Here is a 16,452-nt window from a genome sequence, read left to right as displayed (position 1 = left end):
GTCCTTTCTACTAAAGCGCAAAAATACGAGAATCTATTAGAAAAGGGAGTGGATGATTAATATTGAGTAGGTTGAACGCACTAATAGGGCAAGATAGGGCTATATTTAGGAAAAAGAAGTTATGGAACTCTCTACGGTATTTGATGAGATGCCAGATCCTCGTCGGGCTACGCTGCTGAAGCGGCACTTATTGTCTGACATTCTGTTGTTGAGTTTGTTTGCTACGCTGTCGGGTTGCGATTCGGATGAAGAGATTGAGGAATATGGCAAGAATAAGCGAGCCTTTCTGGGAGAGTTTCTCAGCTTGCCTAACGGCATTCCGTCCCACGATACCATCACCCGAGTGCTGAATGCTATTGATACGAGTAAGTTTTCGGCTTGTCTGTACCGGCACTCGCGCTATCTGTGTGACTTTGCAGAAGAACACCACATCAGTGTAGATGGGAAGGTGTTACGGGCCACCGCCCAGCAGGGTCAGCGCAATAGTGGTATTTGTGTAGTAACAGCTTGGGCCTGTGAGCAGCAGGTAGTCTTGGGACAGGCCAAGACCGAAAGGAAAAGCAATGAAAAAACTGCGATTCCTGCTCTTTTAGAAGAACTTGACTTGACAGGCGCGTTAGTAAGTATTGATGCTATTGCCAATGGGCCGGCCATTGCTGAGCGGATTGTAGAGCAGCAGGGCCACTATTTACTCTCTTTGAAAAAGAACCAAAAAAGCACCTTTGAGCAGGTTCATGACTACATGATGGCCCACCACCAAGGGTTGGCCTGTGACAAAAACGTTGACTTTGGTTCGGGACGTATAGAAACTCGCACCTGCTATGTAAGTGAAGCTACTGACTTAATGGAAGCAACGTTAGCCTGGAAGAACATTCAAGCCATCATCATGGTGCACGCGGTACGAGAAACGGGCAACAAACGACAAGAAGAGTATCGCTTTTATCTCAGTGATAAGGCTGAATCTGCTGCCTACTTCAACCATCGCGTCAGAGAACATTGGAGCATAGAAAACCATCTGCACTGGCACTTGGATGTGAGCTTTTCCGAAGATACTTGCCGAACCCATACCAAAAACGGGGCGGAAAACAGAAATATCCTCAGAAAGCTCTCTTTGCAACTGCTCAAACAGATGAATGATAAACACAGCATTAAGGTCAGAAGAAAAAAAGCTGGGTGGGATGATAACTACCTCAGACAGATTATACGCCTCTACTGCTCTGGTTAGTGCGTTTAACCTAAATATTGAGTATGAGGTGCTACTCGTGACTTAAGAATCGCTTTATTTTCTGTAAAATATTTCCGTAAGTACGGTTAAATTTTTTCTGTTCTACCCAAATGATATATCCTGCTAGGCCAAACATTATTCCAATGGTAAGTCCTATAATACCTAAGTAACCTGGAATCTTCTGGAGATTAACCCAAGCTACCATCAATATGCCGGGGATTAAAAGCAGTAGATAGATAATAGAACCCCATACGGTTAGCTGCTTTCGTAATTGTAGCTTTTGATAAGCCAACTGAAGAAATGTAGTTGACTGCTGTTCGTAATTAGATTCTTGAAACGGAATTTGTGTATAGACAAATTGCCCAATCATCCAGACTACGCCTAATACTATAAGAATTAATCCGGAAAGCTGCCAGCTATCAATACTTGTATTGCTCAACTGCTTAGAAAATAGTACAATACTTGATATCCCAATAACTATCAGAACGGTAGTAGGGATCATCCATTTGGTGTAGCGTTTGCGCTTTTGCTCTTCTTGTTTTACCTGCTGGATTAAGGATTCCGTAGACTGAGGTGTCATGAGCGCCTCAATACCCATCTGTGCTTCGTGCAGTTTAGTCCAGATTTGCCGTAGATTGTCCATGACAGTTAAATTTTTGGGCGAGTGATTTTTTTATTCGATTAATTTTTACGCCGATATAATTGACGGATACTCCGAGTACTTCGCTAATCTGTTGATATGAGGATTTTTCTAGATAAAGAATCATGATTAGCCGATCCTTTTCAGGAAGTTCGCGAAGGAATCTTTGGAGTAATACTAGCTGTTTAGCCATAGTTTCCTCCTGGTCGTCCACGGTTTCAGGAGCCACTTCTGGTAGCACTTGTAAGGTGGTTTCGGGTGAACGTTTTTGGGTACGGACATGAAATAGGCAAGTGTTCACCGTAATCCGATATATCCAAGTACTCAATTGAGCATCGCCCCGAAACGTCTTTAATCCCTTCCAGATATTTATCCATACTTCCTGGACTACATCTTTCACCTCTTGTTCGTCCCCAACAAACCCCAAACAAGTTCGGTAAACCTTGGTCTGGTATTGATTGATGATTTGCTGTATCTCTGGTTTCATTTGCTCTTTAGATACATAACTTGTTCTTTTATTACAGAAAAGAGATAACTATTTAGGTGAATTTGCAAAATAGGAAAGAGCTTAGGAAATAGCATCAATGAGCAAGTACGAGATCATAGTACGACAGGCTGGGCTGATTGCCGAACTACAAGCCAGTTTGCAGGCTACTCTGAGCAAGATTGCTGCTTTGAAAGCACACCTGTCACAGAAAAGTGGTAACAGCAATCGTCCGCCTTCTAGTGACGGGCTAACGAAGAAACCGGAATCAATAACGAATACTTTTCTTCTGGCTGTTGGCTTAAAAAATCTTTAAATTCAGTAGGTGTGGTTTGGGTGCAGCCTACTACTATTAGAGCATGTTTAAATTTTATCCTTTGGGCTGCAAATTCATCTTTAATCGCTGCACTTCACCAATTTTATCGGCCATAGCTCAGGCTATTCCCTCAAAAATTGACTCGTTCAGCAACCAAATCTTGAATTTTCGCCATCAAAAACAAAACTTAAACATGCTCTTAGAAAGATCAAGAGGGCAAGTAAGCGCATAGATCATAACTTTTTACTAACGCGGTGCTTTCCCGGACCGGTGACCAGCAGGCCAATAAATACAATACCTGCTTCTAGCGGATGCGATATGCCAGAGTAGCTATCACCGTTACTGATATGCATAGCCGTAGCGACGATCATAGTGAAAGTAAGCAATAGGAGGGCGGGAACCCAGAGGATGCCCAGTACCAGACAAAGACCACCCACACACTCGGCAAAGCTACCCATAAAGCCCCAAATGGTGGGAAGAAACGTAATACCTAAGTTTGCCATTGTGCCGCCTAACTGCTCCCAGCGTTCGGGGCCATCCATGAGCTTGGGTACACCGTGGGCAATGAATGATACTCCCATTCCTAGTCGCAGAATAAGCAGCCCTAAGTGGACATTGTTGGTAGATGAGGTAGATGTACGGAGCATAAATTAAGCGATCTTCTGATTTCGTCCGACAACAAGATAGATAATCGCTCCCAGAAATTGCAAAAGGATTACTACCAGCAACCAAACGATTTAGTCACTGTCGTTGCGAAAACGACTGCGTAGCACATCAATTAGAGCGTAGAGCCATAAAATCCCTCCCAATAAGAGGGCAGCTACAATAACCAAGATTTCCCAGCCGCCGAGGCCACCAAGAAACAAAAGCAGAGTATCCATAATTGCTAGGTTAGTAATGTTATAAATTTACGTCAATTTTGTCATTACTCGATACTGTCTAGACTCTTCTCAAGATCTTGTAATTTTTCTAGTACGCCTTCGTATCTAATAATCTGATTAGTCATTAGGTTACTGTAGGCAATGGCAATGTTCTCGAAGCGGTGATCGGTGATGAAGTCTTCGGGGTCTATCGGATAGTTGGTACTGTACCGTACCTTATTGAAAAAATAGGGACTGATAAAGTTTCTGATGTATTCTTCGGTGGCCCGTTCTGTAATCTCTGTTCCCTCCATAGATTCATACGTATCAACCAATTGCTTACGTAGTGTATAGTTTTTGATCAAATCAAAGTCACCTGATTCTTTGATATTTTCTATGGTGGTTGCCAGAGGCTGGTAGGCTATAAAACTGGTCATTTCGGGCGAAGTACTGCCCAATCGCGGATCCATGAACCTCTTTGAAGCAATCAGCACTTTTATAGTGTCTGCAACTTCTCTCTGGGAGCGGACAGCGTTCAGTACGCGCTGTAGGTTTTCAACATTTTCCTGGGTTTCCAGCCGAAAGCTCTCCAGGTAGTTGCTTAGCCGTTGTTTATCTTTCCGGGATTCGTTCCAGCTATTTAGTTGAAAGGCTAGACTGATGCCCAAGATGACAATAAAAAAGTCAATGAGCTTAGACTTCCAATCAATAGTAATCTTGATTTTTTGACGATAGGCTTTAATTTGCTTAATCATTTGGCAGGTACGTATTTATGCCAAAAATAATACGTTTTTCAGATCAAGCAAGCTTGTCAGAAATCTGTCAGCACAAGCTTAGTTCACATTCTCGTATTCACTCAAAATTCCTCCGGTCAAGCGAAGTAGCTCAGTTTCTGACTCAATCAGATCATACTTCGCTTGAATATTGGTGAGCGCGGTGTTGAGGTAGTTTACCTGAATATCGCGGTAGTCAAAGGAGTTAATGGTGCCATTGCGGAAGCGTTCTTCCGATAAATCTAAATTTAACTGGGCTGCCCGGATATTTTCTTCCGAAATTGATAGAAGCTTTTTACGAACATTGTACAGATCGTAAGTGGCCATCAAATTATTGCGGAGCGTTATTTTTTGCTGCTCAATCTGCACCTGACTGATGCGTTCTTGGGTGTAAGTATTTTCAATGGCTTGACGCACCCGCCCTCCATCAAATAATAAGTAGCTTAAAGTGAAGCCAGCGGCGTAGCTAAGTGTTCTCGGGCGGACGACTTCCGGACGATCGGGGTCGGGAAAGGCAAACCGGGCGTTAGAAATATCTTGTCTCTGCAAGGTATAAGCTGCCCCAGCGTTCAGCCGAAGTTGAGGGTAAAGTTCAGTTTTGGCTAGTCGGGTATCCAGTTTAGCAATTTCCAGATTCAAATACTGATTTTGCAGATTGCTGTTGCTAGCAATCATGCGCTCATACAAATCTTCTAAGGCATAGTCAGTAGGGGATACAGCTAAACTGTCGGTGAGGCTATATTCCAACGTTACATCTCGTCCCATCAACAGATTAAGGGTTCGACGCGTATTCAGATAGTTTATTTCTTGGGTCACTAGATTGGAAGAATCTGTCAGGAAGGCATTTTGCTCCTGCAAAATATCAAAGGTAACCGCGCTACCGAGCTCGCCTTTGAGGCGCACGTATTCGTAACGGTCTTTAGATAGTGAAAATACCGTTTTCTGCACGTCTAACCGCTCCTGTTCTAACTGAGCCAGATAGTACTGGTTGATGATGGCCTGAACAGCATTTTCGATCACGACTAGCGCATTACCCCGCGTTAGGTTTTCCAGCTCCTGTAGTCGCGATCGCTGGATTTGCACGCTAAATCCGTTAAATAGAGTCCAGTTTACATTTACTCCGGGCGTAATATCATTAGAGATCGTTAAACCTTGTTGAAAGCCCGCAGGATTATCTACGTCTCGAAAATTATTGTTTTGGGTAATATCAAAAGTGATGGTTGGCCATCGCCCCGCCGCGCCCCAATTGTTATTATTTTGGGCAACATCTATATTCAGTTCTTCAATCTGAATATCGAAGTTGTTTTCTAGCCCAATTTGAACGGCCTCAAAAAGTGAGAGGTCTTCTTGAGCTTGCGCTGAAAGCACAATAAAAAGACTTAGAAAAGTAAATGTTAGGTGTTTCATATATTAAGGTTGAAAACTATATTTCCAAAGGCTGTACAGTAAGTTGGTACCGATTTAAAATTTTATCTAATTCGGTAGCATACTTTTCTCTTAGGCGAATCTCCTGACGACATACCAGACTACGTTCGTCGTTACCTGCTTCTTTCAATTGAGACAGCATCAGGTTAGTGCCGCGTATTAGTTCTAATAAACGGGCAATGTCTGCTTGTAACCTATCTTGGTTTTCCACATTTTTTATTTCAGCGCAAATTTCACATTGCTCATTTCATATTCCACATTTCCATCAGGCTTGTTGCAAGCGGCGTTGTTCGCGAATGGCGGGTTCTACATCTTCGTGGTCAGGAGATTCGTAAGGCTCATCCGGACTCATGAAGTGTTTCACCTTTCGGAAGCCTTTGTTGATGTACAGCTTAACGTCGTTAAAAACCAGAATAATCACAGGGAAGAAAAGTAGAATCATGAGTGTACCGAGCATAACTCCGTAGGCTACCGAGATAGCCATCGGAACCAGGAATTGCGCCTGAAAACTCTTCTCCAGAATCAACGGATACAACCCGACTACGGTGGTAATTGATGTGAGTAAAATCGCCCTAAAACGAGCAATACCTGCTCCAAAAGCAGCTTCTTCCACTCGCATACCATCCCGAAGGTTCTGATTATACTTATCCAGCATTACTACCGCATCGTTGATAATTACTCCCGACAGGGCAATCATACCGTACATACTAAGCGTAGAAATAGGCTGCCCGTGAATACCGTGGCCAATAGCCGCACAAACCAAACCCAGGGGAATGAGTAATAGCACTAAAATAGCTTGGTAAAGTGAGCGAAACGAAAGGGTAATCACTAGAATCATCATAATGAAGGCCGTGGGAAATACCTTAATAAACGAGTCGAATGTGCGCGCCGAACGCCGAGATTGCCCCTCGAACGAATAGGTGACGCTAGGGTATTTCGCCAAAATAGGCGGAAGAATTTCGGTCTGCACCTTCTCAATAATGGGTGGAACCGGCTCGTAGGGATCAACCAAATCTGCCTCGAGACGAACTTCTCGCTTGCCGTTGAAGTGGTTAATATTCATTACACCTCGCTCAATGTTGTAGTCGGCCAGCTCTCGCAGAGGATATTCATTACCTTGACCGTCTTTAATCCGCATAGCTTCCATCTGGGATATAGTCAGGCGGTCTTCTTCCGGGTAGCGTACCCATACCCGCACTTCGTCGGTACCAATAATCAACCGCTGAGCTTCTTCACCAAAAAATGCCTGACGAATTTGGCTGGTAATATCTTGCTGAGAAAACCCTAAGAAGTACGCCTGTGGACGTAATTCTAGCTGGATTTCCCGCTGTCCAGTAGCAGTATTGTCTTTAATATCCTTTAGTGAGGCCAATGCCATAATTTCCGCTTTAGCCTCTTCTTTGGCCGCCATCAAACTTTCAAAATCGTTACCTAGTAGTGCCAATGAAAATGGCGTTCCGAAGCGGTTTTGTCCGCCTACGCTAAACTTCTGAGCTTCGGGTACGGCACCAATTTTCTGACGTACGCGGTTAGCAATCTCAAAGCTGGAGATGTCTTCTACCCGCTCTAAATTAGCTAAGTCTACTCGTAAATGACCGGCATGACTACCCCGCTCAGCTGCACCTCGTCCGCCACTACTGCCCACATTCAGACTTACAATCTCAATCAAAGATTGATCATCGCCCCGATCTTCTTTAATCTCTTCGTTTACTTCCCAGATAGCGTTTTCAAAGCGGCGCAGATAATCTTCGGTAATACTCTCCCGGGTTCCGGGGTTCAGCACCAGCGATACTTCAAAGTCATCGAAGGGAATAGAAGGAAAAATGGTATACATAATTAACCCACCCTTAATCATACCCCATACGACCATGATGATGAAGAGAGGAACAGCAAATGAAACCCATCGCCACTGAATTAGCAACCGAAGCACCCCACCGTAAATATTATCTCGCAGATACTTAATTCCCTTATCTAACCCACCCCGGATACGGTCTTTCTTGGGTTTGTGATCAGCATCTTCAGCTTTACCAGTTGCCAAGTGAGAAGGTAGTACAAAAAACGCTTCCACCAGCGAGAAGGCCAGACAAGCAATCACCACAATAGACATTTCGGTTGTAAAGCCTTGGTTATCTAGCAACATCAGTGGAATAAAGGCAATGATCGTCGTCATTACCGAAGTAAACACCGCGGGAAGCACTTCCATCGTACCATCTACTGCCGCCTGAACTGGGCCTTTGCCCATCTCCTTGTGTGTGTAGATATTTTCGGCAATCACAATACCATCATCTACTAGAATTCCAATCACCAATATCATACCGAAGAGCGACAGCATATTAACCGTTATGCCTACCAGTCCGCCGACGATGAACATGCCTAAAAACGACATCGGAATACCAATGGCTACCCAGAATGAAAGTCGTAAACTCAGGAATAAACCCAAGGCGACCAGCACCAAGCTCAGTCCTACCAGACCATTATTAGTAAGTAGGCTGATCCGCTGCTGAAGCAAAGTATTGAAATCGAAGCTGGCAATAAGTTCGAAGTTTTCGTTTTCAGCATCAAACTTTTCCATATAGTCTCCTATAAACGCTGAAATCTCCTGAAGATCTTCCTCCGGCAGCTTTCGCACATTAATGGATATTGCCATTTGCCCGTTAGAGAACGTTTTGTTAGGCGTATCGGCAAACTGGAATTTAATGTTAGCAATGTCTTTTAGCAGTAGGTTGCTACCGTCAGGGTTCGCTCGCAGAATAATCCGCCCAATTTCTTCGGGCGCATATTCCCGGGAGTTGGCCCGAATGCGAATTTCTTCTTCTGAGGTTTTAATTGAACCGCCCGAAATATCCCGATTATTGAAGCGCACCGCGTTGGCCACTTGAGCGAAGGTAAGATCGTAACGTTGTAAAGTGGCTTCGTTCACCTCAATAGAGATTTCTAACGGCGGATACCCAAAAATATCTACCTGCGAAATTTCTCCGGAATTGAGCATATCATCTTCAATCTGCTCAGCCTTTTGCTTGAGGGCTTTTAGATCAGCGGGACCTCGCAGGGTGAGAAAAGCAGCACTGGAACTGAAGCTACTCCGGTCTTTAACCACAATGGGTGGCTCCGCACCTACCGGATAGGAAGGGATTCCATCTACAGCATTTTTTACTTCAGCCAGTACTTCGTCAATATCGTAGCCATCGCGGGTTTCAATATTAACGGTTGCCGAGTTTTCGGATGAGGTAGAGGTTACTTCTTCAATCCCCGTAATTCCTTTCAGGGATTCTTCCACTTTAATGGTGATTCCTTCTTCCATTTCCTCCGGGGAAGCTCCCGGATAGGTTACCCGAACGGCGATACGGTTGGCGGGTAATTCGGGGAAAAAGGACTTGTTAATACTCAGGTACCCCAGTACGCCAAAGATGATGATAGTCACCAAAATGGCATTCGCCCAAATGGGATAACGGACAAAAAACTCTACGACCTTTCTCATGTTTCGCTGCGATTTTGATTATTCGCTGAATCAGATTGGCTTTCGGCTTTGCGCGGACGCTTGCCGCCGGGACGGTCACTCTTTACTTCGGTAGTTACCCGCATGTTTTCTACAGCGTTGGCAGGCAGGTCTACCACCAGACTATCTCCCACACTCAAACCGCTGCCTACTATTGGACTAATCAGCACTTGATCTTGCGTAATCTTTTCAATATTAACTTGGCGCGACTGGAGCATTCCATCCTTGACGACGTACACCTGATCTTCGTTGAAGAGCACCCGTCGGGGAATTTGCATGGCTTGTTCCAAACGTGAACCGGGAATAGTCGCCCGCAGGTACTGTCCATCGTACAACCCACTGTTAGGCTCAGGGGTTAGGCCTACGTAAACGTTAATAGACTGAGTAGTCGGATCAATGAAATCGGCAATACGAACTACTTTTCCGGGCCAGCTTTGCATTCCGTCTTCCGAAGAAACTTCTACCGCCGCGCCTTCTTCTACCCACCGAATTTCTTTAGGATCAACCGGAATTTCTAGTTCTAACTGGTCGGTACGAATAATGCTGGCAATGTTAGCTCCCGGATTTACGACAGTACCAGTTTCCAAGTTAACGTTAACAATGCTACCGTCGTAGGGAGCGTACTGATAATATTTTCGTAAATTCTCTTCTCCGCTTTTAATGCTGTAGTATTCGCCCAGAATATTTTTGGTTGCCAGAAAAGTCTTCACTTTGTTACTACTAATCTCCGGCAATGGTTTGAGTGGCTCATCAATCTCAATACTCTCAAAGTAAGTTTGCCAAGCTGGGTAGTCTTCGGTGAAATCAATTTTGAAATCAGGCAGGCTGGAGGCAATGAGGTTGAGAAACTGGCTTTTGCGCGCCTGTAAATTAAGGCTGGCCTCGGCATCGTTAACCCGATACAGCAATTGCCCCTTACGGAAGTTAATCCCAGGCTTTAGCTGCACCCGCCCCGAGAATAATCGTCCGCCTACCTCGGCAATTAAGTCCAGCGGTTGAGAGGAAGTAATACGCCCATATTCTACTACTTCTGTATCCACCTCTTCGTAGGCTACTTCATCTACCCGAACAAAATTGGTAGAAGCCCGACGAGGACGCTCAGGTGGCAGTTCTTTCATTCCGGCAAACTGCCGCATGGCCAGAACTCCGGCAGCAATAAGTACTACAAATAGTCCGAAGACTAGTAGTTTACGTTTATTCATAAGAATTGAGGTTGGTACTAAACGGTGTGTTCACCTTACTTTACTGAAGTAACGAGGATTTGATCCCTAAGGTAGCTGATATTCTACAAATTTGGGTAATTAATAGACTAACCTATTAATGCAGGGATTGGAAAGGAAGGATCACTGACCAGAATTTGCACTATTCCTGACAAGCTATGGCGAAATTCATTACCAGTTACAACCAAAAAAAGCCTAATGGGGTCTGTCTAAAAAAGCTTCTTCACAAATTTTTAGCATATGATAGCTTCATTCCGCCCCCCGTTTACACTGTTTCTATTTCTAGCCTCACTCTCACTCATTCAGTGCCGTGAAGGCCCGGTTGCTACGGAGCCTAATTTACCAGACTTACGCCCAATATCTGGCTCTGCTGAGACATTGGTAGAAACCTCCAATGCGTTTTCAGTTGATCTATTCAAGGCAATTCAACAGCAGGTACCGGATGAAAATATCTTTATCTCCCCATTGAGCGTGGATATTGCCTTGCACATGACCGCGAATGGTGCCAGCGGCGAAACCAAAGCGGTGATGAAGGAAACGTTGGGCGTAACTGATCTGACAGATGAAGAAGTGAACGAGGCAGCTAAAACGCTAACCGAACAGCTTATGAGCATGGATCAGCAGGTAGTATTAGCGATTGCTAATTCTATCTGGTTCAAAGATACGTATACTTTGCAATCGGGGTTTGATCAGCTTATTCGAGAGTACTACGATGGGCGCATTGAAGGACTAGATTTAGGAAGTCCGGCTTCTAAAGACATCATTAACGGCTGGGTGGAAAACCAAACGCAGGGCAAAATCAAAAACTTGATAGAAAACGTCAGCCCAACCGATGTAATGTTTTTAATCAATGCTATTTATTTTAAGGCTAACTGGCAGTATCAGTTCAATGCCGGTGCTACCAAAGACGAGCCGTTTTATCTAGCCGATGGCAGCACGGTTTCAGTACCGATGATGTCGAACGAAGGCACCAAGCTGCGCTTCAACTACCAAGAAGACGGTACGCAATTACTGGAAATTCCCTACGGCAATGGGCAGTTCAATATGGTCATATTGCTACCTTCCCCAGAAAGCACCGTAGCCGATCTGGCGAATAGTTTAACTACCGAAGAGCTAACCAAATGGATAGCAGAAGCCGACACGCTCACCACACACCTAATGCTACCTAAATTTAAAACCGAATTCAAATTAACTCTTAATGATGTTCTAAAGGGTATGGGAATGGAGCTTCCGTTTACTAATAGAGCTAGTTTCGGTGGCTTTTTCAATGAGGGTAATGGCGAGGGGCTGTACATTGACCGAGTAATTCATCAGGCTTTTATTGAGGTAAACGAAGAAGGTTCGGAAGCAGCGGCTGCTACTGCGGTAGTTATCTCTTTTAGAAGCTCAGGAGCTGAGGGGCAACCATCCGTCATTCGAGTGGACCGCCCGTTTGCCTACTTTATTCGGGAGAAGCATACGGGAGCTATGCTGTTTGCCGGAACCATGATGAATCCGGCTAATTAGTGGTGGAATAAACTTCGGAAATGTACATACGCTGATCGTTTGAAAAGTCTAGGGTAATTTACAAATTACCTCTTTCAATTTAACGCATCAGCTATGCTATTTCGTTTTCTACCACTTGGGCTGCTTATTTGCTTGGCTTGCGCTCAACCTAGTCCATCTACCCTGGTAGAAGTAGAACAAATTATTCAGGGGCGACTTAATGAAGTAGAAGGGGACTTTGCTGTAGCATTCCAGAGCTTAGATAATCCCGAAGAGCAGTTGCTGATGAATGCGCGAGAAGAGTTTCACGCGGCCAGTACCATGAAAACCCCGGTGATGCTGGAAGTTTATAAACAAGCCGAAGCGGGTGAGTTAAGTCTCGATGATTCCGTTCTAGTCAAAAACGAATTTTTCAGTATCGTTGACAGCAGCGCCTACTCTTTGTCGCCCGATGATGATTCATACAGCAAGCTCTACGAGCAAATTGGTACTAAGCAAAGTCTGCGCGATTTGGTCTATCACATGATTATCTCCAGCAGCAACTTAGCAACAAATATTGTCATTGAAGCTGTCGGAGCGGAGAACGCAACCCAAACGCTGCGCGGTTTAGGAGCTAACGATATTCAGGTGCGACGCGGAGTGGAAGACGGCAAAGCGTACCGACAAGGCTTAAACAACACAACTACCGCTCACGATCTGATGATTATGTTTAAAGCAATCGCCGAGCACAGAGTGGTGAGTGCCGAAGCCAGTCAAGCCATGATCGATATTCTCCTCGACCAGCGTTTCAATGAAATGATTCCCGCCCAACTACCCGACGATGTACGAGTAGCCCACAAAACGGGTTGGATTACCGGCTTGCACCACGATTCCGGCATTGTCTATTTACCTAACGGTCGCAGTTACGTATTGGTGTTACTTTCTAAAAACCTCACCGACGAAGATGCCGGAGTACAAGCCCTCGCCGACATTTCCAAAACAATCTACGACTATGTAGCCAAGTAGAAATCCCTACTGTGCCCTATGTGCCTATGTGGTAATCCCCGCCAATGCCCCCACCACCAGCAATCTTCCTTCCCACCAAAGAATTTCACAAAACCATTGCCAATCCATTGAAAAGTTAGCAATTTTGAGCGGTGATTCATCATATATCAACCCTCCCTAACCTAGTTCGCCAATTCGCCTTTTTAGCTACACTGCTATCGGTCACATTCGCCTGCAAAACCAATCTACCAATTACCCAGAGCAAACTTAGCGTACCCACCTTTGTCAATCGTGAAGCTTACTTAGCAGCCCGTCAGCAATACGTACAGCAAGATTCTGCCCAAGCCTTCGATGCTGATATTACCCTGAGCGAAAAAGAAAAGCTAGCCAATCAGAAGCTAAAAGCCATACAAAGGCAAATGCTGGATCACTATAAAGAAACCAATTTCTTTCCTCCGGCCCGCTACTTCTATCAATCTAAAGAGCATATTGAACAAACTGAGCTATTTCAGTTACTGCGGAAAATGCCCAAAGGCGGATTATTGCACTTGCACCCATCAGCCAGTGGCGATCTGCACTGGGTGGTCAATCGGGCGTTAACCGAACCGAATTGCTACGTGTTTTGGGACGAAAGTTCGGACAAACACCTCAAAGGAGAGTTGGCTTTCTTTCGAGAAGATGAAGTGCCCGATGGGTTCCGGGAAGTAGATAAGATTGCACAAGAAATTCCAAGCTTCACCGACTCGCTGTACGACCTGCTAACGTTCGACCAGAGCATGAGTGCGGATTCGGTGGATATTTGGGGAGCGTTCGAGGGGCATTTTACCCAGCTAGGCGAATTTTTTTACTATCAGCCTATCTTCCGCGATTACCTAACTGCCGTACTCGACACCCTCATTGCCGACGGGGTGCAGCATGTAGAATTCCGCGCAGGAATTTCCTCCCACCGACTGTACGACCTAGATCACCCCATTGGTTACTACACCGCCGATACGATGGTTCGGTATCACCGGGATGCGTTACAGCGAGTGCAGGAAACTGACCCGGATTTTACCCTTAAATTAATTAAAACGAATCTTCGGTTTTGGCCACTGGATACCATTCAGCGAGATGTAATTCAGGCGTTTCAGTTAAGGCGGCGCTACCCTGATTTTATTAAAGCCTACGACCTGGTAGCCGAAGAAGATGCCGGAAATTCTACGTTACACTTTCTGGATGCCTGGCTTATGTTTGACTCACTACGGCAGGTGTACGACGTAGATGTACCACTCTGTTTGCACGATGGCGAAAGCGACTGGGACTTAGGTAATTTGTACGATGCCGTCACTCTGCGAAGCGTTCGGGTGGGGCACGGATTCAACTTGTACCGTTATCCGGCAGTGCAGCAAGCCATCAAACAACAAAATATCTGCATTGAAGTAAACCCGCTCAGCAATCAGATTCTCGGCTACGTCCGCGACTTGCGGGTGCATCCGGCCGTAGGTTATTTAGCCGAAGGCATTCAGTGCAGCATCAGTTCCGACGACCCAGCCGTATTTGACTACACTGGAATAACCTACGACTACTGGACAATCTTTCTCGCCTGGGAGCTGGACCTTCGCTCCCTAAAAAAACTGGCGATGAACTCCATCACCTACAGCTTACTCAATGATGAAGAAAAGAAGAGGGCGATGCAGGTTTGGGAGAGTCGCTGGAATGGTTTTATTGAAGAGTGCTTAATGTACTAGAATGGACTATAAAAGCATTGCCGAAAGAATAATTGGATTGAAAAATGCGGACTTGGAACTTCGGGAAAGACTCATTCAAAGCGAGCAACTTGGAAACGGGTACAACGAAGAAATGGAGAAGCTGCACAACAGAAATGCGGAAATACTAAATAGTATAATAGACACCATCGGTTATCCGACAATTGATAAAGTAGGCAAAGAAGCTAGTGAAGCGGCTTGGTTGGTTATACAACACGCTATCAGCCGACCCAACTTTATGAGAAGATGTGTAAAACTATTGGCAGATGCCGTTAGCGAGGATAAAGCCAGCCCAAGAAACTTAGCGTACTTAACCGACCGAATAGCTGTGTTTGAAGACCGACCACAACGCTACGGAACTCAGTTTGATTGGGACGAAAACGGAAAATTAAGCCCACAAACTTTTGATGACCTAAATAAAGTGAATCAAAGAAGAAAATCTCTTGGCCTTAACACCATCGAAGAACAAACAGCGATTATAAGAGGACGGGCGAAGAGTGAAGATCAATCACCGCCAGCCGATCTCGACAAAAGGAGAGAGGATGTTGAAGAATGGAAAAAAGCAGTTGGTTGGACGAAATAAAAACTGACCCCTACGAAATACCACACTACATAGCTAGTACAGCCATCAGATTCATGAACACCCGAACACATTAACACTCCGCACTCTAACACTAAATAATATGCGTCTACTAACCTTCCTGTTATCACTAATTTTTTTCTCTTGTCAGCCGGAAAGTTCTGCTCCGACTGATGCTCCCTCCGAAGAACCTATGCCAATTAAAGTAGTCGTCGTTACCATGTTTGAGCGGGGTGAAGCGCAGGGCGATGAGCCGGGTGAGTTACAGTATTGGGTAGAACGTTTTCCGTTTTCTACTGCCATTGCGTTTCCCCAAGGCAATCAGGATTTGTACTATAATGCTGAGCAAGGCGTGCTGGCGATTACTACCGGAGTAGGAAGTATCAACTCCGCTGCTTCCATTATGGCGCTAGGTATGGACTCCCGCTTCGATCTTACTAAAGCTTATTGGGTAGTAGCCGGAATTGCGGGGGCTGATCCCGAAGATATGCCGTTGGGTTCCGCTGCCTGGGCGGAGTGGCTAGTAGACGGTGACCTGATGCACGAGATTGATGCCCGAGAAATTCCCGATGATTGGGAAACCGGAATTTTTCCCCTACGTGAAACTGAGCCGTTTCCGGAAGAAACTCCTAGCCCTGAGAGTGGAGCGGTGTTTCAACTCAACCCCGGCTTAACCGAGTGGGCTTATCAACTTACGAAAGATATTCAATTAGAGGATACCGAAGATTTGCAGCAGCTGCGTACTAGCTACGAGAACTACCCCGCTGCTCAACAATCACCCACGGTGATGAAGGGCGACCACTTAGCCGCCATGACTTTCTGGCACGGCAAAATGATGGATACTTGGGCTGACCGTTGGGTACGCTACTGGACGCGAGGAGAGGGGGAGTTTGTTACTTCAGCAATGGAAGACACCGGAACCGCCCAATCGCTACAGTTGCTGGATAACGCCGGAAAAGTAGATGCCAGCCGACTACTAGTACTGCGAACCGCTAGTAACTTCACCATGCCGCCCGATGAGATGACCGCAGCCGAAAGTATGCAGAACGAAAACCAGGGCTACTCAGGGTTCATCCCCTCACTAGAATCAGCCTACCTAGTCGGCAGTGAGGTAGTACGGAACTTAGTAGAAAACTGGGAGCAGTATCAAGAAAAATTACCAACCGTAGAAGATTTGCAATAAGGGTTATGGTGCAACACGAATTCTCAAAATATTTTA

At 45.3% G+C, this 16,452-nt stretch carries 17 protein-coding genes; 7 read left to right on the top strand and 10 right to left on the bottom strand.

The features are described from left to right. Positions 1-121 precede the first annotated feature (121 nt). Positions 122-1,225 (top strand): ISAs1 family transposase, encoded by a 1,104-nt coding sequence (locus P0M28_RS14960; RefSeq protein WP_302208162.1) that lies wholly within the window; start codon positions 122-124, stop codon positions 1,223-1,225. Positions 1,226-1,256: 31 nt separating this feature from the next. Here the strand turns inward: P0M28_RS14960 and P0M28_RS14955 are convergent, their stop codons facing one another. Then, positions 1,257-1,868 carry a hypothetical protein gene (locus P0M28_RS14955; RefSeq protein WP_302210756.1) on the bottom strand — a complete coding sequence of 204 codons (612 nt, stop codon included), beginning with the start codon at positions 1,866-1,868 and terminating at the stop codon, positions 1,257-1,259. After that, positions 1,840-2,352, bottom strand: a complete 513-nt coding sequence (locus P0M28_RS14950) for an RNA polymerase sigma factor (RefSeq protein WP_302210755.1) — start codon at positions 2,350-2,352, stop codon at positions 1,840-1,842. The genes P0M28_RS14955 and P0M28_RS14950 overlap by 29 nt, the downstream gene beginning before the upstream one ends. A gap of 97 nt (positions 2,353-2,449) precedes the next feature. Between P0M28_RS14950 and P0M28_RS14945 the strand changes: the two genes are divergently transcribed. Next, the gene (locus tag P0M28_RS14945) at positions 2,450-2,665 is read left to right on the top strand and encodes a DUF6444 domain-containing protein (protein ID WP_302210754.1); all 216 of its coding nucleotides are present in this window, start codon (positions 2,450-2,452) and stop codon (positions 2,663-2,665) included. A 233-nt stretch (positions 2,666-2,898) separates the two neighbouring features. On the opposite strand, the gene P0M28_RS14940 is transcribed toward P0M28_RS14945, so the two are convergent. From P0M28_RS14940 to P0M28_RS14910, 8 genes are all read right to left on the bottom strand, one after another. Continuing rightward, a complete protein-coding gene (locus P0M28_RS14940; protein WP_302210753.1) occupies positions 2,899-3,312 on the bottom strand; it encodes a DoxX family protein in 414 nt (137 codons plus the stop codon). Between the two features lie 3 nt (positions 3,313-3,315). Next, the gene (locus tag P0M28_RS31095; protein ID WP_367281918.1) at positions 3,316-3,402 is read right to left on the bottom strand and encodes a PLDc N-terminal domain-containing protein; all 87 of its coding nucleotides are present in this window, start codon (positions 3,400-3,402) and stop codon (positions 3,316-3,318) included. Then, positions 3,403-3,546 (bottom strand): hypothetical protein, encoded by a 144-nt coding sequence (locus P0M28_RS14935; RefSeq protein WP_302210751.1) that lies wholly within the window; start codon positions 3,544-3,546, stop codon positions 3,403-3,405. Positions 3,547-3,590: 44 nt separating this feature from the next. Continuing rightward, entirely contained in the window at positions 3,591-4,280 is a 690-nt protein-coding gene (locus P0M28_RS14930; protein ID WP_302210749.1) for a hypothetical protein, read from the bottom strand. A 78-nt stretch (positions 4,281-4,358) separates the two neighbouring features. Beyond that, the gene (locus P0M28_RS14925) at positions 4,359-5,705 is read right to left on the bottom strand and encodes a TolC family protein (RefSeq protein WP_302210748.1); all 1,347 of its coding nucleotides are present in this window, start codon (positions 5,703-5,705) and stop codon (positions 4,359-4,361) included. 16 nt (positions 5,706-5,721) lie between these two features. Further along, positions 5,722-5,934 (bottom strand): hypothetical protein, encoded by a 213-nt coding sequence (locus P0M28_RS14920; protein ID WP_302210747.1) that lies wholly within the window; start codon positions 5,932-5,934, stop codon positions 5,722-5,724. 54 nt (positions 5,935-5,988) lie between these two features. Continuing rightward, positions 5,989-9,201 carry an efflux RND transporter permease subunit gene (locus P0M28_RS14915; protein WP_302210746.1) on the bottom strand — a complete coding sequence of 1,071 codons (3,213 nt, stop codon included), beginning with the start codon at positions 9,199-9,201 and terminating at the stop codon, positions 5,989-5,991. Then, positions 9,198-10,421 carry an efflux RND transporter periplasmic adaptor subunit gene (locus P0M28_RS14910; RefSeq protein ID WP_302210745.1) on the bottom strand — a complete coding sequence of 408 codons (1,224 nt, stop codon included), beginning with the start codon at positions 10,419-10,421 and terminating at the stop codon, positions 9,198-9,200. The genes P0M28_RS14915 and P0M28_RS14910 overlap by 4 nt, the downstream gene beginning before the upstream one ends. Positions 10,422-10,679: 258 nt before the next feature. On the opposite strand from P0M28_RS14910, the gene P0M28_RS14905 reads away from it, so the two are divergent. The 5 genes from P0M28_RS14905 (at position 10,680) to P0M28_RS14885 (ending at position 16,416) form a co-directional block, all read left to right on the top strand. Further along, positions 10,680-11,945 (top strand): serpin family protein, encoded by a 1,266-nt coding sequence (locus P0M28_RS14905; protein ID WP_302210743.1) that lies wholly within the window; start codon positions 10,680-10,682, stop codon positions 11,943-11,945. Positions 11,946-12,038: 93 nt separating this feature from the next. After that, complete coding sequence (locus tag P0M28_RS14900; protein WP_302210741.1) at positions 12,039-12,929, top strand: serine hydrolase; 891 nt, start codon at positions 12,039-12,041, stop codon at positions 12,927-12,929. Positions 12,930-13,060: 131 nt separating this feature from the next. After that, on the top strand, positions 13,061-14,635 hold the full coding sequence (locus P0M28_RS14895) for a hypothetical protein (protein WP_302210739.1): 1,575 nt from the start codon (positions 13,061-13,063) through the stop codon (positions 14,633-14,635). Position 14,636: 1 nt separating this feature from the next. Continuing rightward, a complete protein-coding gene (locus P0M28_RS14890) occupies positions 14,637-15,236 on the top strand; it encodes a DUF6624 domain-containing protein (protein ID WP_302210737.1) in 600 nt (199 codons plus the stop codon). Between the two features lie 100 nt (positions 15,237-15,336). Next, positions 15,337-16,416 (top strand): purine nucleoside permease, encoded by a 1,080-nt coding sequence (locus P0M28_RS14885; RefSeq protein ID WP_302210736.1) that lies wholly within the window; start codon positions 15,337-15,339, stop codon positions 16,414-16,416. Positions 16,417-16,452: the final 36 nt, after the last annotated feature.

Source organism: Tunicatimonas pelagia (assembly GCF_030506325.1).
GTDB classification, from domain to species: domain Bacteria; phylum Bacteroidota; class Bacteroidia; order Cytophagales; family Cyclobacteriaceae; genus Tunicatimonas; species Tunicatimonas pelagia.
Note: the sequence above shows the minus strand (reverse complement) of the source record. Positions and strands in the feature narration are given on the sequence as shown.